Origin of the sequence: Paraburkholderia dilworthii, assembly GCF_000472525.1 — a bacterium.
Taxonomy (GTDB): domain Bacteria; phylum Pseudomonadota; class Gammaproteobacteria; order Burkholderiales; family Burkholderiaceae; genus Paraburkholderia; species Paraburkholderia dilworthii.
The window spans coordinates 112402-136831 of the sequence record NZ_AWZT01000002.1 but is presented as its reverse complement, the minus strand read 5'-3'; the positions used below and the strand labels follow the sequence as shown (position 1 = coordinate 136831).

General features: G+C 62.4%; 16 protein-coding genes and 2 tRNA genes. 11 read left to right on the top strand and 7 right to left on the bottom strand.

The features are described from left to right. Positions 1 to 483: 483 nt before the first annotated feature. Positions 484 to 3828, top strand: a complete 3345-nt coding sequence (locus tag F759_RS0104305) for a DUF2339 domain-containing protein (protein WP_027798764.1) — start codon at positions 484 to 486, stop codon at positions 3826 to 3828. After that, positions 3825 to 5357 carry a DUF3999 domain-containing protein gene (locus F759_RS0104300; RefSeq protein ID WP_027798763.1) on the top strand — a complete coding sequence of 511 codons (1533 nt, stop codon included), beginning with the start codon at positions 3825 to 3827 and terminating at the stop codon, positions 5355 to 5357. Before F759_RS0104305 ends, F759_RS0104300 begins: the two co-directional genes overlap by 4 nt. 191 nt (positions 5358 to 5548) lie before the next feature. On the opposite strand, the gene F759_RS0104295 is transcribed toward F759_RS0104300, so the two are convergent. After that, positions 5549 to 6001, bottom strand: a complete 453-nt coding sequence (locus F759_RS0104295; RefSeq protein ID WP_027798762.1) for a MarR family winged helix-turn-helix transcriptional regulator — start codon at positions 5999 to 6001, stop codon at positions 5549 to 5551. Between the two features lie 64 nt (positions 6002 to 6065). Beyond that, positions 6066 to 7211 (bottom strand): glycerate kinase, encoded by a 1146-nt coding sequence (locus F759_RS0104290; protein WP_027798761.1) that lies wholly within the window; start codon positions 7209 to 7211, stop codon positions 6066 to 6068. A gap of 435 nt (positions 7212 to 7646) precedes the next feature. On the opposite strand from F759_RS0104290, the gene tig reads away from it, so the two are divergent. The 8 genes from tig to F759_RS0104250 all read left to right on the top strand — a co-directional run bounded on the left by tig (position 7647) and on the right by F759_RS0104250 (position 16920). Continuing rightward, a complete protein-coding gene (gene tig, locus F759_RS0104285; protein ID WP_027798760.1) occupies positions 7647 to 8993 on the top strand; it encodes a trigger factor in 1347 nt (448 codons plus the stop codon). A 232-nt stretch (positions 8994 to 9225) separates the two neighbouring features. After that, the gene (gene clpP / locus F759_RS0104280; protein WP_006048927.1) at positions 9226 to 9879 is read left to right on the top strand and encodes an ATP-dependent Clp endopeptidase proteolytic subunit ClpP; all 654 of its coding nucleotides are present in this window, start codon (positions 9226 to 9228) and stop codon (positions 9877 to 9879) included. 179 nt (positions 9880 to 10058) lie between these two features. Next, positions 10059 to 11330, top strand: a complete 1272-nt coding sequence (gene clpX / locus F759_RS0104275; protein WP_006048928.1) for an ATP-dependent Clp protease ATP-binding subunit ClpX — start codon at positions 10059 to 10061, stop codon at positions 11328 to 11330. Positions 11331 to 11528: 198 nt separating this feature from the next. Continuing rightward, positions 11529 to 13952: an endopeptidase La gene (gene lon / locus F759_RS0104270; protein ID WP_027798759.1), complete on the top strand. Its 2424-nt coding sequence runs from the start codon at positions 11529 to 11531 to the stop codon at positions 13950 to 13952. Positions 13953 to 14285: 333 nt separating this feature from the next. Beyond that, complete coding sequence (locus tag F759_RS0104265) at positions 14286 to 14558, top strand: HU family DNA-binding protein (RefSeq protein WP_006048930.1); 273 nt, start codon at positions 14286 to 14288, stop codon at positions 14556 to 14558. A gap of 132 nt (positions 14559 to 14690) precedes the next feature. After that, positions 14691 to 14766: transfer RNA gene (locus F759_RS0104260), tRNA-Val, on the top strand. 56 nt (positions 14767 to 14822) lie between these two features. Continuing rightward, positions 14823 to 14899, top strand: a tRNA-Asp gene (locus F759_RS0104255). Between the two features lie 83 nt (positions 14900 to 14982). Beyond that, positions 14983 to 16920 (top strand): SurA N-terminal domain-containing protein, encoded by a 1938-nt coding sequence (locus tag F759_RS0104250; protein ID WP_027798758.1) that lies wholly within the window; start codon positions 14983 to 14985, stop codon positions 16918 to 16920. Between the two features lie 208 nt (positions 16921 to 17128). On the opposite strand, the gene F759_RS0104245 is transcribed toward F759_RS0104250, so the two are convergent. Together F759_RS0104245 and F759_RS0104240 are read right to left on the bottom strand one after the other, a co-directional pair. Continuing rightward, positions 17129 to 17470: a hypothetical protein gene (locus F759_RS0104245; RefSeq protein ID WP_027798757.1), complete on the bottom strand. Its 342-nt coding sequence runs from the start codon at positions 17468 to 17470 to the stop codon at positions 17129 to 17131. 116 nt (positions 17471 to 17586) lie between these two features. After that, positions 17587 to 18276, bottom strand: coding sequence for an arylesterase (locus tag F759_RS0104240; protein WP_027798756.1), 690 nt, complete (start codon positions 18274 to 18276; stop codon positions 17587 to 17589). Between the two features lie 28 nt (positions 18277 to 18304). Here F759_RS0104240 and F759_RS0104235 point away from each other — a divergent pair, with 28 nt between their 5' ends. Further along, a complete protein-coding gene (locus F759_RS0104235) occupies positions 18305 to 18991 on the top strand; it encodes an ABC transporter ATP-binding protein (RefSeq protein ID WP_027798755.1) in 687 nt (228 codons plus the stop codon). A 162-nt stretch (positions 18992 to 19153) separates the two neighbouring features. Here the strand turns inward: F759_RS0104235 and pgi are convergent, their stop codons facing one another. The 3 genes from pgi to F759_RS0104220 all read right to left on the bottom strand — a co-directional run bounded on the left by pgi (position 19154) and on the right by F759_RS0104220 (position 24143). Continuing rightward, positions 19154 to 20776, bottom strand: coding sequence for a glucose-6-phosphate isomerase (pgi, locus tag F759_RS0104230; RefSeq protein ID WP_027798754.1), 1623 nt, complete (start codon positions 20774 to 20776; stop codon positions 19154 to 19156). 384 nt (positions 20777 to 21160) lie between these two features. Next, positions 21161 to 22747: an NAD(P)H-hydrate dehydratase gene (locus tag F759_RS0104225; RefSeq protein ID WP_027798753.1), complete on the bottom strand. Its 1587-nt coding sequence runs from the start codon at positions 22745 to 22747 to the stop codon at positions 21161 to 21163. A gap of 97 nt (positions 22748 to 22844) precedes the next feature. Beyond that, positions 22845 to 24143, bottom strand: a complete 1299-nt coding sequence (locus F759_RS0104220; RefSeq protein WP_027798752.1) for an FAD-dependent oxidoreductase — start codon at positions 24141 to 24143, stop codon at positions 22845 to 22847. Between the last annotated feature and the right edge of the window lie 287 nt (positions 24144 to 24430).

Below are 24430 nucleotides of genomic sequence, written 5' to 3'. Positions count from 1 at the left end.
GCCGCGCGGATCATCGATTCCGAATGGAGACGATAACCACAGGGCACGGCGGCGGATCCGGAATTTTGACACGGTTGGCGCATTGCCGCGAACCCAGCGGCGCTCTCGCCCGATGGGGCGACCGGATAATCGCGAGCGATTCGTTTGCGCGAACGAGGTGGCAAGACCGGACGCGACAATAACGGTTGTTGTCGGCCCTGAATCGTCAAGTGACCTCGCCGATTATTCCGCACTTATCAATCGCATAATGGCCGGTGAAATTTCGGCAAACGTCGCCGAAAAGGCGCCCGCGTTCAGTTTCAATCGGCTTTGTTGCGGCTCGTTATGAAGTCAAGCGGATAGCCGGATAAAAGCGCCGCTTTACGTGTTATTCTCCGCGCCGATTTTTGCTGGTTTGCCGATACCGTAATCTCGAATCGATTCGTGCGACCGTGTCTTGCGCTCGAACGATATCGCCGCACAAGAAAATAAAAGAGGGATCGGATGAGCGTGATATTTGCCGTGCTAGGCGCTGTCGTCGGCATGCTGGCTTCGTTGTCGAACGACCTTCCCGTCGCCTACGGTGCGTTCTTCGGTGCGGTGGCCGGCTTTGCGCTGGCGCGCCTGCGGAAAAAGAACCCGGCGAACAGAGCGCATGAGCCGTCTGCGTTGCCCACCGCAACGCATGCGCCGGATGTGCCCGAGGACCTGGCCGCGCGCGTCGAGAGGCTGGAACGCGAGGTCAACTTTCTACGCGGCGAGATTCGGCAACTGCACGAAGTTGCGGGTATCGCGCCAGTCGACGGCACTGCACACGCGCAGGCACACGCACAAACCGACGCAGCGCCGCTCGATTTGATCTTGCCGGCTGACACTGAACACCCATACGCAATCGCGCCACAAGAGGCCGTCAAGCTTACGACAAGAGCGGTGGCGGAACACACATCGGCGAACGCGAATGCCGCTGCGTCAGTCGATCGGCACATCGAAACTTCGTCGCTGGCGCCGGCCGCCGCGTACGCGCAAGCCGACATGGCCGAACTTCCGCAAGCTCAAACTCCGCCCGTTGCTCCGCGCGGGCCAGGTGTCGTCGAACGTCTTTTGAAAGCGGCCCGCGACTGGCTTTTCGGCGGGAATACGGTCGTGCGCGTCGGCATCGTCGTGCTGTTTTTCGGCATTGCTTTCCTGCTCAAATACGCGGCCGACAACAGTGTGCTGCCGATCGAATTGCGCCTCGCCGGCGTCGCGCTAACGGCGACCGCCTTGCTCGTGCTCGGCTGGCGCATCGGCGACAGTCGCGGCGCATACGGGCTCGTGCTGCAAGGCGGGGGCGTGGGCGCGCTGTATCTGACGGTGTTCGCCACGACCCGGCTCTATCATCTGCTGCCCGCCGCCGCAGCCTTGCCGCTGATGGTCGCGGCATGCGCGCTCAGCGCGTTTCTCGCGGTACGGCAAAACGCGCCGTCGCTCGCGCTCATGGGCAGCGCGGGCGGCTTTCTCGCGCCGCTGCTGCTGTCGACCGGTGGCGGCAGTCATGTGATGCTCTTTAGTTACTACGCGTTGCTGAACGCGGGCATCTTCGCGATTGCGTGGTTCAAGGCATGGCGTCCGCTGAATCTTCTCGGTTTCGTTTTCACGTTTTCGATCGGCGCCGCGTGGGGCGCGACCGCGTATCGTCCGGAACTGCTCGCCAGCACCGAGCCGTTTTTGATTCTCTTCTTCGCCATGTATGTCGGTATCGCGTTGCTCTACGCGGTTCGCCGCGAGTTGACGCTCAAGCACTACGTTGACGGCACGCTCGTGTTCGGCACGCCGCTCGTTGCAATCGGCCTGCAAGCCGCGCTGATGAGAGACACCGAATTCGGACTTGCCTGGAGCGCCGTCGCGCTCGCCGCGCTCTATCTCGCGATCGCGGGTTGGCTCGCGCCGCGCCGGGAGCGTCTTGGCATGCTGTTCGACTCGATGTTCGCGCTCGCGGTGATCTTCGCCACGCTCGCCGTACCGCTCGCATTTACGGGACCGACGACGAGCGCGACATGGGCAATCGAAGGCGCCGCGCTCACGTGGCTTGCCGTGCGGCAACGGCGTCTCGTCGCGTTCGCTTTTGGCTTGCTGATGCAACTGGCCGCTGCGGAGGCCTTCGTCGTCGGCATTATCGGGACGTTCAGCCATGCGTCGACCTTGCCTGTGCTGAACGGGGCTTATCTGGCGAGCGTGTTGATTGCAGTCGCAGGCATCTTCACAGGATGGCGTTTGCACGGCCGCAGCGAAGCGCGCGAGTGGCATGCATGGATGCCGCAGATCGGGATCGTCGCAAGTCTGTGGGGTTTGCTGTGGTGGATGGCCGGCGGTCTTAACGAGATCCAGACGCACCTGCACCTGTTTGTGTCGGCCGATCGCGAGCGTGTGTGCTCCGCGCTCGTCGCGCTGTTCGCCGTGCTCACCGCGTGGCTGGCCCACGCCGTGCGCCGCAAGCTGCGCTGGCCGCTCGCCGAATGGCCGGCGCTTGTGCTCGCGCCTGTCCTTGCCGCGCTGACCGTGGCGCTGTTCACGGCGGGCATGATGCCCGTGAGCGGTTACGGCTGGCTGGTTTGCGTGTTCGTCGCCGTCTGCACGTATGCGCTCCTCTGGCGTCAACAGCGCGACGTCGATGACCGCGTTCTCGGGCCGCTTCACACCCTGATGTTCTGGACGTCCGGTGCGCTCGCCGCGCTAGAAGGCTATTGGGCGTTGCAGGCCTACGTGCCCGAAGGCGCGTGGAGCTGGAGCGCGTGGGCGTATGGTTTCGGCGTGCTGCTGTTGGTGCTGGCCGGCGCGGGGCACCGTTTGCGCTGGCCGGTCGCGCGTTTCACGCGGGCGTATCAGGTGTGGGCCGCGGCTCCGCTCGCCGCGTTGCTGTGGGCGTGGAGCATCGCAAGCGTCACGAGCGACGGCAGCGCGGCGCCGCTTTTCTGGCTGCCGATCGTCAATCCGCTCGACGTGGCTCAGATACTCGCGTTCGTGGCCTGCGCCGTATGGCTGCGCCGGCTGCGCGCATTGGGCGTGCAATGGCATCCGCGTGCTTTCGATTACGCGGTGCTCGCCACGTTGTTCCTGTGGTTCAATGCGTTGCTGCTGCGTACGCTGCATCATCATTTCGGCGCAGCGTACGATATAGCCGCGGTGTCGGCGTCGTTCACGCTGCAGCAGGTGTTTCTGGTCGGCTGGAGCGCGTTCGCCTTCGCGGGTTTGTGGCTCGCGCGGCGCGACAGCATCGTGCGGCTGTGCGCAATTGCGTCCACGCCGTTAGTGCTCGTGATGTGGCTGTGGACGTTCTATGCAAACCTGACCCAGGACGGCGGCGCGTGGGCGCGCCTGCCATTGCTCAATCCGCTCGATCTGGTGCAGGCCGTGGTCTTCGCGCTCGCTGCGCTGTGGCTCGTGCGCGTTCATCGGCTCGGCGTGCCGCTCGGCGACTATCGGCTGCCTTTGCAGGCGGTGGCCGGTGCGACCGGCTTCGTCTGGTTGAACGCGATGCTGTTACGCACGCTGCACCATTGGACCGGTGTGCCGTACGAGTTCCCGCAGATGTCGCAGTCGATGCTCGTGCAGGCGTCCGTGTCGGTATTCTGGACACTATGCGCACTCGCGACGATGATCTGGGCAACGCGGCGGGCAAGACGTATCGCCTGGTTCGTCGGCGGCGCATTGCTCGCCGCGACCGTCGTCAAACTGTTCCTGTTCGATCTGTCGCACGTGACCGGTATCGAGCGGATCGTATCGTTTATCGGTATCGGCCTGATGTTGCTGCTGATCGGCTACTTCTCGCCGCTGCCGCCCAAGCTGGTGGCCGGGGAATCTGAACAATGAAGCATCTTCTGAAGGTGACGGCCTGGTGCGTCGCGATCGTGTCCGCGTGGGCAGCGGCGCCGGCCTGCGCCGAAGATTTCGCGCGGCGCTTTGTGCTTCAACTCGAAGAAGGCGCCGCCTATTACAGCGTCACGCTGCCTGCCGCTGTCTATGCAGCCAGTCAGCGCAACGATCTCGGCGACGTGCGCATTTTGAACGGCGCAGGCGAGCCGGTGCCGTATTCGCTCGACGCGCCGCGCGAGCCGGCTCGCGCGGCGCCGACCTTGCGCCCGGCCCGATGGTTTCCACTTCGGCCGGCGTCGGCGGGCCAAGCCGGCGCGCCGTTTGGCGTGACAATCGCAAGCGACGGCTCGCTGCGCGCAAGCGCTGCGCCGCCGGGCCGCGCCCAGCACGACGCGGATCTGATCGACGCGGGAGAGGCGTCGCACGAGGGCCGTGCGAGCGCGCTGGTGATCCGTCTTCGTGACGATAATTACCAGGGGCGTGTGTCGGTCGAGTCGAGCGACGATCTGCGTAACTGGCAACCCGCCGGCGACGCGCAATTGCTCAAGGTCAGCTACAACGGCAGCACGCTGAGCCAGGACCGGATAGAGCTGAGCAGTGCGCACGCGCGTTATCTGCGCTTGCACTGGCTCGACGGCGCGCCATACCTTGAATCGATGAACGTGGAAGTGCAGGCGGCCGGCTCGGCTCACGCGCAACTCGCCGACAAGCAGCGCGAATGGCGCGAAAACATCGTCGCGCAGACGGGACCCAAGGCTGGCGAATATTTCTTTTCGACTGGCGGACCTTATCCCGTCGACCGCTTGCGCCTTCATCTGCCGCAACCGAATACGGTGGCGCCCGCCGTCGTCTATTCACGCGGCGAACTCGGCGCGGCGTGGCGCGAGGTGTCGAGTGCGACGCTCTTTCGCTTGCATAACGGCGACGTCGAACAGAACAATCCTGGGCTCCAGTTGACGCCGGACACGGACCGTCACTGGCGCGTGGTCGTCGATACGCGCAACGGCGGACTGGGAAGCGGTGCATTGACTATCGCCGCGGGTTGGCATCCGACGACGCTGACTTTCGTCGCGCGCGGCTCCGGACCTTTTACGCTGGGCGTCGGCAATGCCGCGGCTCTGTCGACGGCGGTCGGCCGCGATGCGCTGCTGATGAGCGCTTCGTCGGTGGTAGCCACGGCGCGCGTCGGCGAACCTCTGGCACTCGCACACAATGCGAATGCGCCGTCTGCACCGAATGCAGATGCTTATCGTCGTTACGTGCTGTGGGCCGCTTTGATTCTCGCCGTCGGATCGCTCGCGGCAATCGCCTGGCGCCTTGCTCGCGGCGTATCGCACCGGATGCCGGCCGGCGATACCGCGGCAGCGGTGTCGGCAAGTGTGGCGAGTGGTTTTGCGAGCAAGCCTGCCGATGCAACAGATGCAGGCCACGCAGCGAGCGCTTCTGCTCAGGACACAGCGAACCCAATGGCCGGCGGTGCGGTGGGCGCGACAGGGACAGCGCATAAGGGCGACGGCAACGGCTGACCTGTGTGCGTCTTGAACCAGCGACGCGCGCTATTCATTGTGCCGCGGGATTGCGGCGCGCTTGAGAGGCGGTGCGCTCTGGAGCGCTGCATAGGGCGCGCAATGAGTCAGCGCGGAAAACGCACGTGAGACATGGGGTTGGCGGTTGGGGGTTGCATCACGAATTCTAAAAGCTGCTTTTCACTTCCGGCTCACGCGTCAGGCGCAGTCATTGTTTCGATGACCTTGTCCAGCGCCAGGCCAAGCGCGAGCTTCTGTTTCTCGTCGAGGCAGTTGAACAGGTCGCCATTCCACTTGCGCGCGATCGGCATGACTTTGCGATACAGCGCGCGGCCCTCGGGCGTGAGCGACACGAGCACCACGCGGCCGTCTTCGACACTGGCTTCGCGTTTGACGAGCCCCTGTCTGATCAAAGCCTCGGCGGCGCGACTCGCCTGACTCTTGTCGAGATTGGCGTGCCTCGCGAGCTCCATGATCGAAAACGGTCCAAACGATCCCACCGACGCGATCACGCGAGCTTCCGGCAACGTCACGCCGAGCTTGTCCTGGTAACGCTCGCTAATACCACGCTCTGCGAGCTTGTTGAGTACATGCAGACGATAGGTGAGGAGCTGTTCCAGGCCGGCTTTGGCGGAGTCCTTCATGGTCTTCCCGTGTTGAGTGACGCGGATGTGGCGCTGTGATTGTTGCCGCAACCGTGCCGCCGGGTCAACGCGCGCCGTACTTTAAACGCGTCAGTTGTTCGGCCTCATCCGCCAGGAGACGTGCGGCGTCGCGGATCGCGAATTCAAGCGTGATCGGACCGGGGGCCGGCGAGAAGCAACCACTGAAATATTCGGCAAGACGCGGCAGTGCGGCGGAGTCCACAGCACCCGAAAGGAGCGTGGCCGGCACACCGGCCGCCTGCGCATGACGGCACGCGATGAAGGGCGCCTTGCCGTGCAGCGTTTGCACGTCCGAACGTCCTTCGCCGGTGATCAGCCAGTTCGCGCCTTGCAGCGCCGCGTCGAGGCCGATCTGCCGCGCGACGGTCTCCGCGCCTGGCTCGAACTGCGCGCCGAGCATGTGCAATGCGAAGCCGAGACCACCAGCGGCACCAGCGCCGGGAAGATCGCGGGCGGTGCGTGCGAGCGCCGCTTCGAGCACATCGGCGTAGCGGCCGAGGGCGGCGTCGATCGCGGCGATCTGGTCGGGCTTGACGCCTTTCTGGGGGCCGAAGACTGCGGTCGCGCCATGCTCGCCGGTAAGCGGATTGTCGACATCGGACATGCCGACGAACTGCGTGTGCGCGAGCCTCGCGTCGAGTTGTGAAACGTCGACGCGGGCAACCCGAGCCAACTGTTCGGGCGAGGGCTCCAGCTCCCGGTCCTGCTCATCGAACAGTTTCAGGCCGAGCCCGGCAAGCAGGCCCGCGCCGCCGTCATTCGTGCTGCTGCCGCCGAGCGCGACGAAAAACCGCCGCACGCCCGCGTCGAGCAGCGCGCTGATCGCTTCGCCCATGCCGCGCGTGTTGCGAGCCTGAACCGGTACGCCCATTCCAACAGGGTCGGTGATGCCCACGATCTCCGCGGTTTCCACGATTGCGCTGCCGTCGGCGAGCACGCCCGTCAGCGCTTCTCGCACCGGGCCCGCTGCGCCGCGCACGGTCAGCTTGCGGCGCTCGCCGCCGCTCGTCAGCATGGCGTCGAGCGTGCCTTCGCCGCCGTCCGCCATTGGGCAGATTCGTACCTCGGCGTCCGGGCGCGCGCGCCGCACGCCCGATGCGATTGCCTGCGCGACCTGCTCGGCGCTCAGCGAGCCTTTGAAGGAATCCGGGGCGATGACGACGACAGGCGAGGACGGCGAATTCGGCATGGTGTCTCTGGATGGTTGGAATAGTTGCGGGCAGGCGAAGCGGCTGACAAGGCGAGTTGGGCGGCGGACGCGGCGCAGTCCCCGAGCGCGTTCGCTAGCTTATCAGCATGGGCCCGCCGACTGAATATGCCGAAAGGCATAGTTGGCATCGTCACGCGTGGCGATGCGTGGAGCAGCAGCGGCTGTTTCGTGCGCCGCAATCTCATCCGGAAAGCGCGAAACCGCTTCAAAAAGAGCCTGAAAACGGCTCCGAGGCCGATAAAAACGTGCGCAACCGTCGAATCCCGGTTAGGCGCGCAAATAGTTTGCTAAAATATTCGGCTCTTTGGACCCAACCGTGCTGCCGGTGGCCTGCAAGCCCGCGGCGCAGGCGCGCAAATGCGGCACGGAGAAGATAACTGAATTCGCTCGAATAATTTTAGGACGATTGAAGCCATGGCTAACGTTGTTGAAAACCTCGGCAAGCTCGAACGCCGCGTAACGATTTCCCTGCCGAAGGACGCCGTGCAGAAGGAAGTAGACTCGCGTATCCGTCAACTCGCGAAGAACGTGCGCATGCCGGGTTTCCGCCCGGGCAAGGTGCCGCTCAAGATGGTGACGCAACAGTATTCGGGCCAGGTGGAAGCTGAAGTGCTGAGCGACAAGGTCGGCAAGGAATTCTTCGATATCAGCCGCGCCGAAAACCTGCGCGTCGCCGGGCAGCCGAGCTTTGCGCCGAAGACCGACGCCGTTGAAGGCGACTACGCGTTCGACGCGACCTTCGAGGTCTATCCGGAAGTGAAGCTGGGCGATGTGGCCACGGCTGAAATCGAGCGCACCACGACGACCATCAGCGAAGCGGAAATCGACCGCACGCTGGAAATCCTGCGCAAGCAGCGCGTGCATTTCCACGCTCGCGGCGAAGCCGGCGAGCATGGCGACGGCGGCAGTGATACGGCAGCCAAGGAAGGCGATCGGGTGTCGGTCGACTTCGTCGGCAAGATCGACGGTGAAGTGTTCCAGGGCGGCAGCGCCGAAGACTTCGCGTTCGTGCTGGGCGAAGGCCGCATGCTGCCGGAATTCGAAAAAGCAGCTACTGGCCTGAAGGTCGGCGAGTCGAAGGAATTCGATTTGGCATTCCCGGCCGACTATCACGGCAAGGACGTGGCCGGCAAGACCGCGCAATTCACGATCACGATGAAGAAGATCGAGTGGCCGCACCTGCCGGAAATCGACGCCGAATTCGCGAAGTCGCTAGGCATTGAAGACGGCGACCTGACCAAGATGCGCGCCGAGATCAAAGACAATCTGGAGCGTGAAGCGAAGCGTCGCACGCAAGCCATCGTCAAGAATCAGGTGATGGACGCGCTGCTGAAAATTTCGGAACTCGACGTGCCGAACGCGCTGATCGAACAGGATCAGGAGCGCCTCGTCGCAATGGCGCGTCAGGATCTGGAGCAGCGCGGCGTGCCGAACGCTAAAGATGCGCCGATTCCTGCCGCTATGTTCAAGGAACAGGCCGAGCGCCGCGTCAAGCTGGGCCTCGTGCTGGCCGAACTCGTGAAGGCGAACAATCTGCAGGCGAAGCCGGAGCAGATCCGCGCTGAAGTCGACGAGTTCGCGAAAAGCTACGAAGACCCGAAGGAAGTCGTCCGCTGGTATTATTCGAACCAGCAACGCCTTGCTGAAATGGAAGCGTACGTCGTTGAAGCCAACGTCGTCGAATTCGTGCTGAGCAAGGCCAAGGTGACTGACAAGGAAGTGAGCTTCGAAGAACTGGCAAGCGCAACGGCGCAAGCGTAAGCGTCGCTGCAACGGCGTGCCGGCTGTCGGAGCGACGGCCCGCACGCCGTTTTTTTGTGCTGCTTTTGTGCTGCTCGTTTTTTTTGTGCCGCTGTTTTGTGGGGTAATGTGCGTGCGTTTTTTCATTGTCTAGCGCACGCGCTCGCACTGATCGCGCACTTGAATACGGGCTGGTCGACCACACCTGTCTAGCATCAGATATTTAGAATATTTCCAGACAAGGATCCATTGCATGACCTTTCGCGCCCAAATGCTGGACACGTTGACCTCCCAGTCGTCCCGGGATCTCGAAGCGCAGGCGCTCGGACTGGTGCCGATCGTCGTGGAAACGAGCGGCCGGGGCGAGCGCTCGTATGACATCTACTCGCGTCTATTGAAGGAACGCATTGTGTTCCTGGTCGGTGAGGTGAACGATCAGACGGCCAATCTCGTGGTCGCACAAATGCTGTTTCTCGAAAGCGAGAATCCGGACAAGGACATCTACTTCTACATCAACAGCCCGGGCGGCTCGGTGTCGGCGGGCATGGCGATCTACGATACGATGCAGTTCATCAAGCCGGACGTCTCCACGCTTTGCATGGGGCTCGCGGCGAGCATGGGCGCGTTTCTGCTTGCAGCAGGCGCGAAGGGCAAGCGCTTCGCGCTGCCGAATTCGCGCGTGATGATTCACCAGCCGCTGGGCGGCGCGCGCGGTCAGGCGTCGGACATCGAAATTCAGGCGCGCGAAATCCTGTATTTGAAGGAGCGGCTCAATCATCTGCTGGCGCACCACACCGGCCAACCCGTCGAGCGTATTGCACGCGACACCGACCGTGACAACTTCATGTCCGGCGACGACGCGCAAGCCTACGGTCTGGTCGATCAGGTAGCCCACAAACGTCCTTGATCGGTGCGGGTTTGCGCTAAATCGGGGCAAATCCCGCGTCTGATCGGTTGTGAAATAATCAAGACTCGTCCGAGCGCCTGCGGCAAACGCCGTCACCTTGCTCAGCCCAGCCGCGCCTAACTGCGAGGCTGGGGCAAACGGCGTATCATGTAATCGAGTGTCCGGAGGCTCACACATCTATGGCGGACAAGAAAGGTTCTAACAGCGAAAAGCTGTTGTATTGCTCGTTTTGCGGCAAGAGCCAGCATGAGGTCAAAAAACTGATTGCCGGCCCGTCGGTGTTCATCTGCGATGAATGTATCGACCTGTGCAACGAAATCATTCGCGATGAAGCAGCAGGCGCCGGTATCGAGGCGGGCTTGTCCAAGTCCGACCTGCCGAGTCCGCAGGAAATCCGTGAAATCCTGGATCAGTATGTGATTGGTCAGGAACGCGCGAAGAAAATTCTCGCGGTCGCGGTGTACAACCACTACAAGCGCCTGAAGCATCTCGACAAGAAGGATGAGATCGAGCTCTCGAAGAGCAACATCCTGCTGATCGGTCCGACCGGTTCGGGCAAGACCTTGCTCGCGCAAACGCTCGCGCGTCTTCTGAACGTTCCCTTTGTCATTGCGGACGCAACCACGCTCACCGAGGCGGGTTATGTCGGTGAAGACGTCGAGAACATCATCCAGAAGCTGCTGCAGAACTGCAATTACGAAGTCGACAAGGCCCAACGCGGCATTGTCTATATCGACGAAATCGACAAGATCAGCCGCAAGTCTGACAACCCGTCCATCACTCGCGATGTTTCAGGCGAGGGCGTGCAACAGGCCTTACTCAAGCTGGTTGAAGGCACGATGGCGTCGGTGCCGCCGCAGGGCGGTCGCAAACATCCGAACCAGGACTTCATCCAGGTCGACACCACGAACATTCTGTTCATTTGCGGTGGCGCGTTCGACGGCCTCGAAAAAGTCATCGTCGATCGTACTGAAAAGACCGGCATCGGCTTTGGCGCAAGCGTGAAGAGCAAGCAAGACCGCGACGCCGGTGAAGTGCTGCGCGAAGTGGAGCCGGAAGATCTGATCAAGTTCGGTCTGATTCCTGAACTGATCGGCCGTCTACCGGTTGTTGCCACGCTTGGCAAGCTCGACGAAGCGGCGTTGATGAAAATCCTCGTCGAACCGAAGAATGCGCTGGTGAAGCAGTACCACAAGCTGTTCAACATGGAACGCGTCGAGCTCGAGATTCGCCCGGCTGCGCTGCAGGCTGTGGCCCGTAAGGCGATCCGTCGCAAGACGGGTGCGCGCGGGCTGCGCTCCATCCTGGAACAGGCGTTGCTGGACGTCATGTACGATCTTCCGCAAATGAAAGGTGTCAGCAAGGTCATCATCGACGACAACGTTATCGACGGCGACGGCAAACCCTTACTGATCTACGAAGACGCGCCCAAAGTCGCGGGTTCGAACTGATCGGCTTCGGGTACCGCAAAAAGCCGTTCATGGCGACGTGAACGGCTTTTTCGTTTATCTTGTGGTCAGAATGGTTGTTTTCACTATGGAGTCACTGAACCTTCGGAGTCACTGAACTTTTCCCACACGCGGAGGCTTGCAATATTTTCTGCCGGCCTCACCTATCGAACGAACTGATTCCACTCATGGGGAAATGAAATGTCAGGAACCCAACTCCTTCCGCCGGAACGCATTACGCTCCCGCTGCTCCCGCTGCGTGACGTAGTCGTCTTCCCGCACATGGTGATTCCGCTCTTCGTAGGCCGCCCGAAGTCGATCAAGGCTCTCGAAGCAGCGATGGAAGGCGGCAAGCACATCATGCTCGTCGCCCAGAAAACGGCTGCGAAAGATGAGCCGACCGAAAAGGACATGTACGAAGTAGGGTGTATCGCCAACATCCTGCAAATGCTGAAGCTGCCCGATGGCACCGTGAAGGTGCTCGTCGAGGGTTTGCAGCGCGCGAAAACGCTTTCCATCGAAGAGCAGGAAACGCAGTTCTCGTGTGAAGTCATGCCGCTCGAACCCGACCACGCCGACAGCGCTGAAACTGAAGCGCTGCGCCGCGCGATCGTGTCGCAATTCGATCAGTATGTGAAGCTGAACAAGAAGATCCCGCCGGAGATTCTGACGTCGCTGTCGGGTATCGACGAAGCCGGGCGTCTGGCCGATACGATCGCGGCGCATCTGCCGCTCAAGCTCGACCAGAAACAGCACATCCTCGAAATGTTCCCGGTCATCGAGCGACTCGAGCATCTGCTCGCGCAACTCGAAGCCGAGATCGACATCCTGCAGGTTGAAAAGCGCATCCGTGGGCGTGTGAAGCGCCAGATGGAAAAGAGTCAGCGCGAGTACTACCTGAACGAACAGGTCAAGGCGATCCAGAAGGAACTCGGTGAAGGCGAAGAAGGTGCGGACCTCGAAGAACTCGAGAAGCGCATCACGGCTGCCCGCATGCCGAAGGAAGCCAAGAAGAAGGCTGACGCCGAGCTGAAGAAGCTGAAGCTGATGTCGCCGATGTCGGCTGAAGCGACGGTCGTGCGCAACTATATCGATACGCTGATCGGGTTGCCGTGGCGCAAGAAGAGCAAGGTCAACAACGACCTCTCGAATGCGGAACGCGTGCTCGACGAAGACCACTTCGGTCTCGAGAAAGTGAAGGAACGTATTCTCGAGTATCTCGCGGTCCAGCAACGTGTCGACAAGGTGAAGGCGCCGATTCTGTGCCTCGTTGGACCTCCGGGCGTCGGTAAAACGTCGTTGGGCCAGTCGATCGCTCGCGCAACGAACCGCAAGTTCGTGCGTATGGCGCTTGGCGGCGTGCGCGACGAAGCGGAAATTCGCGGTCACCGTCGTACGTACATCGGTTCCATGCCGGGCAAGATTTTGCAAAGCCTGACCAAGGTCGGCGTGCGCAATCCGCTCTTCCTGCTCGACGAAGTCGACAAGATGGGCCAGGATTTCCGCGGCGATCCTTCGTCGGCATTGCTGGAAGTGCTCGACCCGGAACAGAACCATACGTTCGCCGATCACTACGTCGAAGTGGACTTCGATCTGTCGGACGTGATGTTCGTGGCGACGTCGAACTCGCTGAATATTCCGCCGCCGTTGCTCGACCGGATGGAAGTGATCCGTCTGTCGGGTTACACGGAAGACGAAAAGGTCAGCATCGCGCAGCGTTATCTGTTGCCCAAGCAGAAGAAGAACAACGGTCTCAAAGATGGCGAGGTCGATGTGACGGAAACCGCGATTCGCGACATCATTCGCTACTACACGCGTGAAGCTGGCGTCCGTTCGCTCGAGCGTGAAATCTCGAAGATCTGCCGCAAAGTCGTGAAGATGCTTCTGCTGAAGAAGGCCGAAGGCGCGGTGAAGGTGGACGGCAGCAACCTCGACACGTTCCTCGGCGTGCGCAAGTACGACTTCGGTCTGGCCGCGAAGGAAAATCAGGTTGGCCAGGTCACGGGTCTCGCGTGGACGGAAGTGGGCGGCGATCTGCTGACCATCGAAGCCGCCGTGATGCCGGGCAAGGGCAATGTGATCCGCACGGGTTCGCTCGGCGACGTGATGAAGGAATCCGTCGAAGCTGCGCGCTCGGTGGTCCGCTCGCGTTCGCGTCGTCTGGGTGTCAAGGACGAAGCGTTCGAGAAGCGGGACATTCACATCCACGTGCCTGAAGGCGCTACGCCGAAAGACGGTCCTTCGGCCGGTATCGCGATGACAACCGCGCTGGTGTCGGTGCTGACCGGTATTCCGGTGCGGGCCGACGTCGCGATGACGGGTGAAATCACGTTGCGTGGCGAAGTGCTGCCGATCGGCGGTCTGAAGGAGAAGCTGCTGGCGGCGCATCGCGGTGGCATCAAGCTCGTCCTGATCCCGGAAGAAAACGTCAAGGACTTGACGGAGATTCCGGACAACGTGAAGAACGCGATCGAAATCGTGCCGGTCCGCTGGATCGACAAGGTGCTCGAACTGGCGCTCGAACGTGTTCCGGCGCCGTTGCCGGAAGAAGAGCCGAAGCCTGCCTCGCCCGTCGCAGCTGAGCCAGGCAAGGACTCGGCCGCTACGGAAGTCGTGAAGCACTAAGCCTTTCAGCGAACGTTACGCTATACAAGAACCCGCGGTCTGTACGACCGCGGGTTTTTTATTGTCCTGCGAATGCGAAAGACGCCTGAAGCCATGCACGTTCCCATCATTTCAGTCACGAAGCCATGTCGCGGATAACTCGTTGCACTCGCATCGAACCTGGCAACATCGCTGATCAATGTCATCGTCGAAATCCGCGAAAAATCAGGCTCAATCCCGGTTGACACGTGGGTTTCGGCCAATTCTAATGACTCGGCTCGGCGTTCCCGCCAGCCAGACGATGTCAGGCGCCGCGAGGCGCCGTTTCGGTTCTAAAACATTCTCGGGGGTAGGATGAACAAGACAGAATTGATCGACCACATTGCGCAGCAAGCTGAAATTTCGAAGGCTGCGGCCGGACGCGCGTTGGACGCCGTAATCGGCGGCGTAAAAGGCACGTTGAAGAAAGGCGGTTCTGTGACGTTGGTCGGTTTCGGCACGTTCGCCGTGGGCAAGCGCACGGCTCGCACGGGACGCAATCCGCGCACCGGCGATGCGATCAAAATCAAGGCGGCCAAGGTGCCTAAATTTAGGCCTGGCAAAGCGTTAAAGGATGCGCTAAACTAATGGGCTTGCTGCTTGAGGAGTGGCGAGTTCGTCAAGAAGAAGGGCGGCGAATTCGAACTCACTGTGTGCTTGTAATCCGCGCGGAGTCAACCAATCAGGCAGCAATAACAGAAGCACATGAATCATGAAGCCGGGTGCTTAGCTCAGTTGGTAGAGCGGCGCCCTTACAAGGCGTAGGTCGGGAGTTCGAGCCTCTCAGCACCCACCAGTTTCAGATTCTATTCAAGTGCTTCAGCGCAGTGACGCAGTATAAGCGTAGTACAAGGAGTGGTAGTTCAGTCGGTTAGAATACCGGCCTGTCACGCCGGGGGTCGCGGGTTCGAGTCCCGTCCACTCCGCCAGTATCCTCGAAAGGCGAACTCCGGTTCGCCTTTTTTATTGCCCGCTGTTGTAAGATCGGGCGTTCTGTTTTTGGCACTCACGCATGCTCGATTTTTTCCGCAATCACAAACGCCTGATGATGTTCATGCTCATCCTCGTCATTGTGCCGGGGCTGGGTTTTGTGGGGATTCAGGGCTTTCGCGGCTTCTTTGACGAAAGTGCAAACGTCGCAAGCGTCAACGGTCACAAGATCACGCGGGCGGAGTACGACAACGCGATGCGTCAGCAACTCGACCGCGCGCGTCAGATGCTCGGCGCGCAGTTCGACATGAAAGCGTTCGATACACCGCAGCGCCGCAGCGAAATGCTGGACGGCCTCATCGAACAGCGGGTACTGGCCGATGAAACGCAGCGCCTGCACCTGACCGCATCCGACGACGCGGTGCGCCGCGTGCTGCTCAACGATCCGGTGATCTCGTCGCTGAAGAATCCGGACGGCTCGATCGACGTCGATCGCTACAAGCAACTGCTTGCCATGCAGGGCATGACGCCCGACCAGTACGACGAGCGCGTGCGTTACAGCATCGCCACCCAGCAGTTGCCTGCCAGCATTCAGGGCAGCGCATTCACGTCGAAGACGCTCGCGCAGCATCTGACCGAACTCGCCGAGCAGCAGCGCGAAGTGCAGGGCATCGCTTTCCATCCGCGCGACTACGCCGCCAAAGTGCAGCCCACCGACGCGCAATTGCAAGCCTATTATGACGCGCACCGCAACGAGTTCGCCACACCGGCTACGGCGACCATCCAGTATCTGGTGATGTCGCCGGCCACGCTCGCCGCTTCCGTGCAGCCGAGCGACGCCGAGCTGAAAAAGTATTACGACGACAACATCGCGCACTACCGCACCGAAGCTCAGGTGCGCGCCAGCCACATCCTGATCGCCGCACCGAAAGACGCGAGCGCGGCCGACAAGGCCAAGGCGAAGCAGAAGGCTGAGGAGTTGCTCGCACAGATCAAGGCGCATCCTGACCAGTTCGCTCAGATCGCGCAACAGAACTCGCAGGACCCTGGCTCTGCGGCAAAGGGCGGCGATCTCGGTTACTTCGGGCGCGGCATGATCGCAGGCGGCCAAGCGTTCGACGATGCGGTGTTCGCACTGAAAAAGGACGAGGTCAGCGGCATCGTGCAAACGGACTTCGGTTATCACATCGTCAAGGTCACCGACGTAAAGCCCGCGGTCACGAAGCCTTTTGACGAAGTGAAAGACCAGATCGCGAGAGACCTAAAGACGCAGTTGGCAAGTAAGGCATTCAGCGACGACTCCGAAGGTTTCACGTCGATCGTCTATGAGAAAGCGAAGAGTCTGCAGCCCGCCGCCGACAAGTACAAGCTGCAGTTGCAGACGGCCACAGTCACTCCGAAGCCCGATCCGAAGCTGCCGCCCGACAGTCCGCTGAACAATGCGAAGTTCCTCGCCGCTGTGTTTGCGAACGACGCGGCCGTGGCACGCAACAACACACAGGCAATCGACGTCGGCTCAAACACACTGATTGCCGCACGTGTGACCGACTACAAGCCTGCGGCCGTGCCCGCGCTGGACGCGATCAAGGACGTCGTGCGACAGAAGGTCATTGCGACCCAGTCGGACGAAGCTGCGCACAAAGACGGCATCGCGAAGCTCGCCGAATTCGAAAAGTCGAAGGCGACCACGGGTTTCTCGTCGCCGTTGAAGGTATCGCGCAACGACGCGCAAGGCGTGCCTCCCGCTGCGCTGAGCGCAATCTACAAAGTCAATGCGCAAAAACTGCCGGCATACGTGGGCGTGGATCTCGGTGACGATGGTTATGCGATCTATCGGGTGAACGCGGTCGTCGCAGGCGGCCCGGTGGATCCGCAGCGTCTCGCCGCGGCACAGCAGCAGATCGCGCAAGTCGAGTCGCAGTCCGAAACAGAGGCCTACGTTCAGGCGCTGCGCGCCCGTTCAAAGGTCAAACTGTACGGGTCGCTCGACAGCAGCAATGCGCAGGCGAGCGACGAATAAGATTCGTCCGCAACGCTGGCCCCAAGGTAAGGTGTGCGCAAGCCACCTTGCTCGCGGTCCGCGCCGGCAGTGATTCATGCAAGCCGCGCACAACGCGCGCATACAAAAAAGCCCCGCGAACGCGGGGCTTTTCCATTTCCCTTTTCAATTTTCGCCATTGACAAGCGAAACGCTCATCAGACGATTAGCGTCGATCAGCGTCTGATCGTTAGAGGCATGAACTGATTGCGCCGGTGGCCTCGCTGCCCGCTGCGCCGTTCGCGCGAAAGCCCACCCACGAGCCCTTGCCGGAATACGAAGGACGCACCACGGCGGCCGCGCCGTTAGGCGGCTGCTGGCCAGGGACATACACGTCTACAGCCTGATCGTTAGCCAGGGTGTCTTGCGACACGACCTGCTGCTGCGAGCTGTCCGCCCACTTTTGCGCGATGCAGGTTGCGACGGCCTTCGGCGCTTGCTGGCTCTGTCCGACCGATTGGACGCCAGCCGGCGGTTGAGCGGCGCAGGCTGAAATTGCCACGGTCAAAGCGATTAACGGTAAGTATTTCACGTTATCTCCTCATAAGTCGCTCAGAATCGAGCCGGGTACACGGGATTGCGCAAGCATGTGATCAAGCTTGCCGATCCGTGTTCCCGAAGTTCCGGAAACAAGTTGTTAGCAGCTTTTCAGTGCGGCGAACTTGTACGAAGGAGTGGCTTGACAGCGGGCCACACGTTGTTGAGTAGCACTGGCTGTGCCTGCTGCGTCGGGTGAATCTGATCTGGCTGGAACATATCGGGCTTATCGGCGATGCCGGCAAGCAGGAACGGCACGAGCTGCACGTGTAGCTGCCTGGCGAGCTGCCCATACAGGTCATGGAACTTTTGCGTATAGTCCGGGCCGTAGTTAGGCGGCACGTACATGCCCACGAGCACGACCTTCGCGTGAGCTTGCTGAGCCTGTTCGATGATCGTGCGCAGGTTGTCTTCGGTGGTGGCAAGGGGCACGCCGCGCAGCGCATCGTTAGCACCGAGTTCGACGATCACAATGCTCGGCTTCAGGCGTTGCATGAGAGCTGGCAAGCGGGCCCGCCCGCCGCTCGTCGTATCGCCGCTGATGCTCGCATTCGCGACGCTATAATCGATTCGCTGTTCAGTAAGGCGCTGACGCATCAGCGCAACCCAGCCTGTGTCGCGGGGCAAGCCGTATTCGGCGGAGATGCTGTCGCCGAGCACGACGATCACTGGCCTGGCCGGTTCCGGCGCGTTCGCGGCGCTAACCGCGAAGGTCGTCGAAAAGAGGGCGGCGGCCACTATGACCGAGCCCATTGCCATCGAGCTCGTTGCCGAAGTCTCTGCATTCGCGCGAAGCTTCATGGCGCGCACTATCAACCTACGCTTCACCATGCTAAACAAAACTGATCCAGTCATTGAAGTGCGGGGTTTGTGCAAGAAGGTTAAGGATGCGACGGGCGAACTGACCATTCTCGACAACATCGATCTGGCTATCGAAGCAGGCAGCAGTGTCGCGATAGTCGGCGCGTCCGGGTCGGGCAAGTCTACGCTGCTTGGACTGCTCGCAGGATTGGACAGCGCAAGCTCGGGCTCGGTTCGGCTGCTCGGCCGCGAGCTAACCACATTGAACGAAGACGAGCGCGCGGCATTGCGCAGCGGCTCGGTCGGTTTCGTGTTCCAGTCGTTCCAGTTAATGCCGCATTTGACGGCGCTCGAAAACGTCACCTTGCCGCTCGAATTGCAAGGCGGCATCGGCACACGCGAGGCCGCGCAGCGCGCGCGACGGCTGCTGGAACAAGTGGGCCTCGGGCAGCGCACCAGCCATTATCCGAAGCTGCTGTCAGGCGGTGAGCAGCAACGCGTCGCGCTGGCGCGAGCGTTCGTCACTCATCCGGCAATTCTCTTCGCCGACGAACCGACCGGCAGTCTGGATGCCGCGACCGGTCACGCGGTCATCGACCTGATGTTCGAGATGAACCGCGCGAACGGCGCAACGCTGATTCTGGTCACGCACGACGTCGAGCTGGCGCGCCGCTGCGATACCACGGTGACGATCGAAGCGGGGCGTCTCGCCTGAAGCATCGATCGACCGCGCAGAGCGAGCGAGGCGCAGAGACTCGTGACAAAAGCAAAGCGGGCCACCCCAAGCCCGCTTTGCTTTACTGAACTTCCACGGCGCGAGAAGAGACCACCGTAAAGCACATTAAACCTACCGGCCACCTGCGGCCGGCTCACACCTTCAACGCTTCAAAGCCGCGCGCGCCCGCGCGATCAACGCCGACGTCGACGAATCGTGTTTCTTTTCGTCGACGCTCGCCGCAGTGAGGTCTACCTCGACCACCTTGCCGAGAATCTTGCCCAACTCGACACCCCATTGATCGAACGGATTGATGTTCCATACCGACGCCTGCACGAGCACCTTATGCTCGTACAACGCGATCAATGCGCCGAGCGAACGCGCGGTGAGCGCTTCGACTAGCAGCGTGGTGGTCGGCCGGTTGCCTGGGAACACCAGGTGCGGAGCGAGCTCGGGCTTGTCGGGACCGGCGACCTTTTTCGCTTCTTCGAGCGTGCGGCCGAGCATCAGCGCTTCGCTTTGTGCGAAGCAGTTGGCGAGCAGCTTCGGATGATGGTTGACAAGCGGATGCTCGGGCGTCAGCACGGCAATGAAGTCGATCGGCACGATGGTCGGGCCTTGATGCAGCATCTGGAAAAACGCGTGCTGACCGTTCGTGCCCGGTTCGCCCCACGTCACCGCAGAGGTCGGATAGTCGACCATTGCGCCGTCAAGACGCGCCGATTTGCCGTTGCTCTCCATCTCCAGCTGTTGCAGATATGCCGGCAGGAAGTGCAACGCTTCCGAGTAAGGCGCGACGAGATAGCTTTGCGAGCCGAAAAAGTTGCGATACCAGATGCCGATCATGCCGAGCAGCACCGGCAGATTCTTTTCGAGTGGCGCGGTGCGGAAGTGTTCGTCCATGTCGTTCGCGCCGGCGAGCAGTTCACCGAACTGCTGGGGACCTATCGCGATCATGATCGACAGGCCAACTGCCGACCACAGCGAATAGCGGCCGCCGACCCAGTCCCACATCTCGAACACGTTTTCTTTCGCGATGCCGAATTTGACGACTTCGGCAGGATTCGCGGACACGCCGACGAAATGCTTCGCCAGCGCATCCTCCGGACAGCCTTTTTCGGTGAACCAGTCGCGCAGCGAGCGCGCATTGGTCATGGTTTCGAGCGTCGTGAAAGTCTTCGAAACAATGATCGCGAGCGTTTCTTCCGGATCGATCTGCTGCATCACGTTGTAGAGATCGGCGCCGTCCACGTTCGACACGAAGTGCGTCGCGATCTCCGGCGTGGCCAGATGATGCAGCGCGTGCACGACCATCTTTGGCCCGAGATCCGAGCCGCCGATGCCGATGTTCACCACGTGGCGGATGCGCTTGCCCGTATAGCCGGTCCACGCGCCGCTCCTCACCTGGTCGGCGAACGCGGCCATCTTCGCGCGCTCAGCTTGCACCTGTGCATGGAACGGCGCGTTCGGGCTGCTCGCGCGCAGCGCGGTGTGCAGCGCGGCGCGGCCTTCGGTGGGATTGACGACGTCACCCGCGAACATCGCGTCGCGGCGCTTTTCGACGCCGGCTTCGCGTGCGAGTTGCACGAGCAGTTTCAGGGTTTCGTCAGTGATGCGGTTCTTCGAAAAGTCGGCCGAAAGACCCCCGCCCGCGAACGCAAAGCGCTCGGCACGTGTAGGGGCGGGGTCGTTCTGAGGGGCGAACCAGTCGCGCAGGTGTGCATCGCGAATCTGCTCGTAATGCGTTTGCAGCGAGGACCAGGAGGGCAGCGAGTTCTGGGTCATAGCGTCCGTCTAACCAAGGGCACGAAGAAAGGCGCGCGCGAAGCGACGCCGAGGATGATGCAACGATGCTGTTAGAGCGAGGCCGCGCGGCCGCGTTCGCGGTGAAATTTTCGAAACCGGTGCAGCGATGAACGCCCGGCGATTTCGCGGCGATCCGCGAGGGACTCATGCCCATGCGCGGCGCCGTCATCCGGCGCGTGCAGCGAGCGCGGCGAATGCGCACGCAGCCGACGAGCACAACGAGTCAGCGCAGCTGCTAACGCGGCTCTCACGTAGTTCCCCAGTATAACGGCCTTGCGTGACAGGCGGCAGCGCTTTGATCCCGGCCGTGTGGAACGCCAGCAGCCAATGCGCGCTATACCATTCGATCCGCTGGATACAGCATTACGCGGGCGACAACGGATAAAACATGCGGTTCAACAAGCTGCGCACCATCGGCGCGAGTTCGCCCGCCGTCAAGCCGGCGGGGCCGTGCCCTTGCGCGCTCAGTGTGTCGGCGGCGAGGCCGTGCAGGTAGACGCCCGCCAACGCCGCCTCATAGCCGGGCAAGCGTTGCGCAAGCAGTGCGCCGATGATGCCGCCGAGCACGTCGCCAGTGCCGCCGGTGGCGAGCGCGGCATTGCCGGTCGGGTTGATCGTGAGACGGCCGTCGGGCGCCGCGATCACGGTGCCGGTGCCTTTCAGCACCACCACGCTCGCGAAGCGCGCGGCGAGCGCACGCGCGGCGCCGAGGCGGTCGCGCTGCACGCCGGCGGCGTCGGTGCCGAGCAGGCGGGCGGCTTCGAGCGGGTGCGGGGTAAGCACGCATGGGTCGCCTTGCACACCACGCGCGGTGACGGCCGCGGCCAACGTCGGGTCTTTCGAAATCAGATTGAGTGCGTCGGCGTCGAAGAGCTTCGGCGCATCGAGTCGCAGCACGTCGTGCAACACGCGCGCGGCGCGCTCGCCGTGCCCCATGCCGCAGCCCACCGCGAGCGCATTCATCTTGTCGAGCGGCAAATCGTCGACGGGATGCAGCATCAGTTCGGGATGCGGCGGGTCATAGGGCGGGGCGCCCGCACCAAGCAACGCGACGTGGACCTTGCCCGCGCCCGTGTAGAGCGCCGCACGCGCAGCGAGGATCGGCGCGCCGCACATGCCGGTGTCGCCGCCGATCACCGCGAGACTGCCGAAGGTCCCCTTATTGGTCGCGAAGTCGCGCGGCGGCAGGGATGTGGCGAACAGATCAGGCGCGTTCAGTTGAATGGCTGTGCGCGCGCTGCTGTCGACGCCGATCGGCGCGACCGTCACGGCACCGGCGAGATCGCGGCCCTGCGCGGTGAAGAGACCCGGCTTGGCGGCGATGAAGGTGACGGTGTGCGTCGCGCGCACGGCCGTCTCGCCGTCGCCTGCGATCGTACCGGTGTCGCTATCGAGGCCGCTGGGGACGTCGAGCGCCAGCACGCCGCCTGTGTGCGGCCGGGCCTTGGTCCATTGCGAGAGTTGACGCGCGGCCGCAGCGAACACGCCGTCCAAATTTCGCGCGAGGCCAATGCCGAACATGCCGTCGACGAGCCACGTGTATCCGTCGAGCGAAGCGGGCAGCGCTGTCGTAATCGCAACGCCGGCCGCGCGGGCCGTGTCGAGTGCCCAGCGGGCGTCGTCCGGCTTCACTTCGACCGGCATGCAGAGCTCGACGGCGACGCCCGCCTTGTGCAGTTCCGCCGCCAGAATCAGCGCGTCGCCGCCATTATTGCCGGGGCCGGCGATCAGCCAGACGCGCTGCCTGGATTTTTCAACCGACGTGTCGCGCGTGATCTGTTCCAGCAGGAAACTGGCGGCCGCCTTGCCGGCCCGGTCCATCAGCGTGTGTGCCGGCAGCGACGCGGCGGCTTGCGATTCGGCGATCCGCAGGTCCGTCAGCGTCAGTAATGGGAGGGCGCGGTGATGAGGGCGGATCAGCGTCGGCGGCGTGAGGTCGGCTTCGGTCATGGCGAGACGGGCGGGCACCTTGTGCAAGGTGCGAAAGCTGCTGGAATCGCTATGGTAGTGCCGATGCGGGCGCGATGCGTCGATTCGGCACGCGCCGTTACTTAAACCGTTCCGCCCGCAGCGCGGCAAGCGTGTCGTCGGGCAGATCTGGCGTGTTGCCCGCGATCAGATCGGCAATCAGCTTGCCCGCTCCGCACGCGAGGCCCCATCCTGCGGGCCCGTGGCCCACGTTGACGAAAAGACGCGGATGCAGCGCACTGCCGACCACAGGCAAACCGTCGGGCGACAGCAGCTTGATGCCTTCCCACGGCAAGGCCGCCGAGATGCGCGCCGCGCCCGGAATCCAGTCATGCGTCGCCTGGCCGAGCAGCGCGAGGGCTTCCTTCGTCACCGCCTCGCCGAGCGGCTTGTCGATCTGGTTGGCGGCCTGCAACACCGCGCCGCCCGCGATTCGCAAGCGGTGATTCATCCGGCTGATCCCAATGCGCTTGATCGCGTCGACGATAGCAACATGCGGCGCGCATTCCTCATGTGCAATAGGCGCCACCAGCGTATGCAGGCGCAGCGGATGCAGCGGCAGGCGCAAGCCGAGGCGTTCGAGCAGCGCGAGGCTGCCGTGACCGGCAGCGACCACGATCGCGTCCGCGTGGATCACATCGACTTCGCGCGCGCGGGACGTCGCACCCGGCCGCGGAGCGAGTTCCACCGCGGCGCGCTGGCCGTCGAGGCGGACTGCGGAGACCTTGCAGCCGAGCATGAACTGCACGCCGCCTTGCGTATCGAGCGTCTGTTTGATCAGCTTGGCGAAGAGCGGGCAATTGGCCGTGCGCTCATGATCGAACAGCACGCCGCCCGCGAATTCGGGTTCAGTGCGCACCGAATGTTCGTAGGCCGCACATTCGGCCGGGGTCAGCACATGATGCGGCACTTCATAGCGCGCCAGCAGCCCGAGCGCGGGCTGTAACTGCTGCCATTCCTGCGCGGAACGCACGAGATACAGCAGACCGCTTGCCTGTTCGAACTCGAGCCCGAAGCGCGCTTCCATGTCGGCCATTGTCTCGCGCGACAATTCGATGAGCGGACGCAATAGCCCGTACTGGTGACCGAACTCGTCGGGCTCCTGCAAGGCGGCCAGCTTCTTCACGAACTGCCGTGCCGGCCCGCTGAAACCGGGCTTGCTGATCACGCCGTTTTTCGCGTTCTGGCGGCTTGCCATGAAAGTCGGCCCGAACCAGACGTCGAGCGGCGTTGGCAGAACCGTGCCGCCGTGCCCATAGGTCGCGCCTTGCGCGACGGTGGCGTGGCGCTCGACGACGCATACCCGGTGGCCGGCCGCGCGTAGCTGATAAGCGGTGGCGACGCCCGCAATCCCGCCGCCAATGACGATGACATCCATTGTTCTGATTCGATTTGCCGGGCGGGACGCTGCTGTGCGAGCCCCGCGAGGCGTGACATGCGGCGCGGCCGGACAGGGCGCGAAGACGTGACTTGCGGAACAGGTCCGGACACGACTCGCGACATGGCGCCAGCGGCAAGGCAAGCCTTGCTCGCACCGATCTGATGAAAGGGCGAATGATAGCAGCCAAAGCCCGTGCGCGGTCAGACGCGCGACACGCCCGAGCGCCTTGCGCAGCGCGCGCAAAGCGCATCGTGAGCCCACGGCGCGGCCCGCTGGAAGCCCGT

Coding starts and splice junctions, on each gene's coding strand:
- F759_RS0104305 (WP_027798764.1), top strand. CDS start 484: ATGAGCGTGATATTTGCCGTGCTAGGCGCTGTCGTCGGCATGCTGGCT.
- F759_RS0104300 (WP_027798763.1), top strand. CDS start 3,825: ATGAAGCATCTTCTGAAGGTGACGGCCTGGTGCGTCGCGATCGTGTCC.
- F759_RS0104295 (WP_027798762.1), bottom strand. CDS start 6,001: ATGAAGGACTCCGCCAAAGCCGGCCTGGAACAGCTCCTCACCTATCGT.
- F759_RS0104290 (WP_027798761.1), bottom strand. CDS start 7,211: ATGCCGAATTCGCCGTCCTCGCCTGTCGTCGTCATCGCCCCGGATTCC.
- tig (WP_027798760.1), top strand. CDS start 7,647: ATGGCTAACGTTGTTGAAAACCTCGGCAAGCTCGAACGCCGCGTAACG.
- clpP (WP_006048927.1), top strand. CDS start 9,226: ATGACCTTTCGCGCCCAAATGCTGGACACGTTGACCTCCCAGTCGTCC.
- clpX (WP_006048928.1), top strand. CDS start 10,059: ATGGCGGACAAGAAAGGTTCTAACAGCGAAAAGCTGTTGTATTGCTCG.
- lon (WP_027798759.1), top strand. CDS start 11,529: ATGTCAGGAACCCAACTCCTTCCGCCGGAACGCATTACGCTCCCGCTG.
- F759_RS0104265 (WP_006048930.1), top strand. CDS start 14,286: ATGAACAAGACAGAATTGATCGACCACATTGCGCAGCAAGCTGAAATT.
- F759_RS0104250 (WP_027798758.1), top strand. CDS start 14,983: ATGCTCGATTTTTTCCGCAATCACAAACGCCTGATGATGTTCATGCTC.
- F759_RS0104240 (WP_027798756.1), bottom strand. CDS start 18,276: ATGAAGCTTCGCGCGAATGCAGAGACTTCGGCAACGAGCTCGATGGCA.
- F759_RS0104235 (WP_027798755.1), top strand. CDS start 18,305: ATGCTAAACAAAACTGATCCAGTCATTGAAGTGCGGGGTTTGTGCAAG.
- pgi (WP_027798754.1), bottom strand. CDS start 20,776: ATGACCCAGAACTCGCTGCCCTCCTGGTCCTCGCTGCAAACGCATTAC.
- F759_RS0104225 (WP_027798753.1), bottom strand. CDS start 22,747: ATGACCGAAGCCGACCTCACGCCGCCGACGCTGATCCGCCCTCATCAC.
- F759_RS0104220 (WP_027798752.1), bottom strand. CDS start 24,143: ATGGATGTCATCGTCATTGGCGGCGGGATTGCGGGCGTCGCCACCGCT.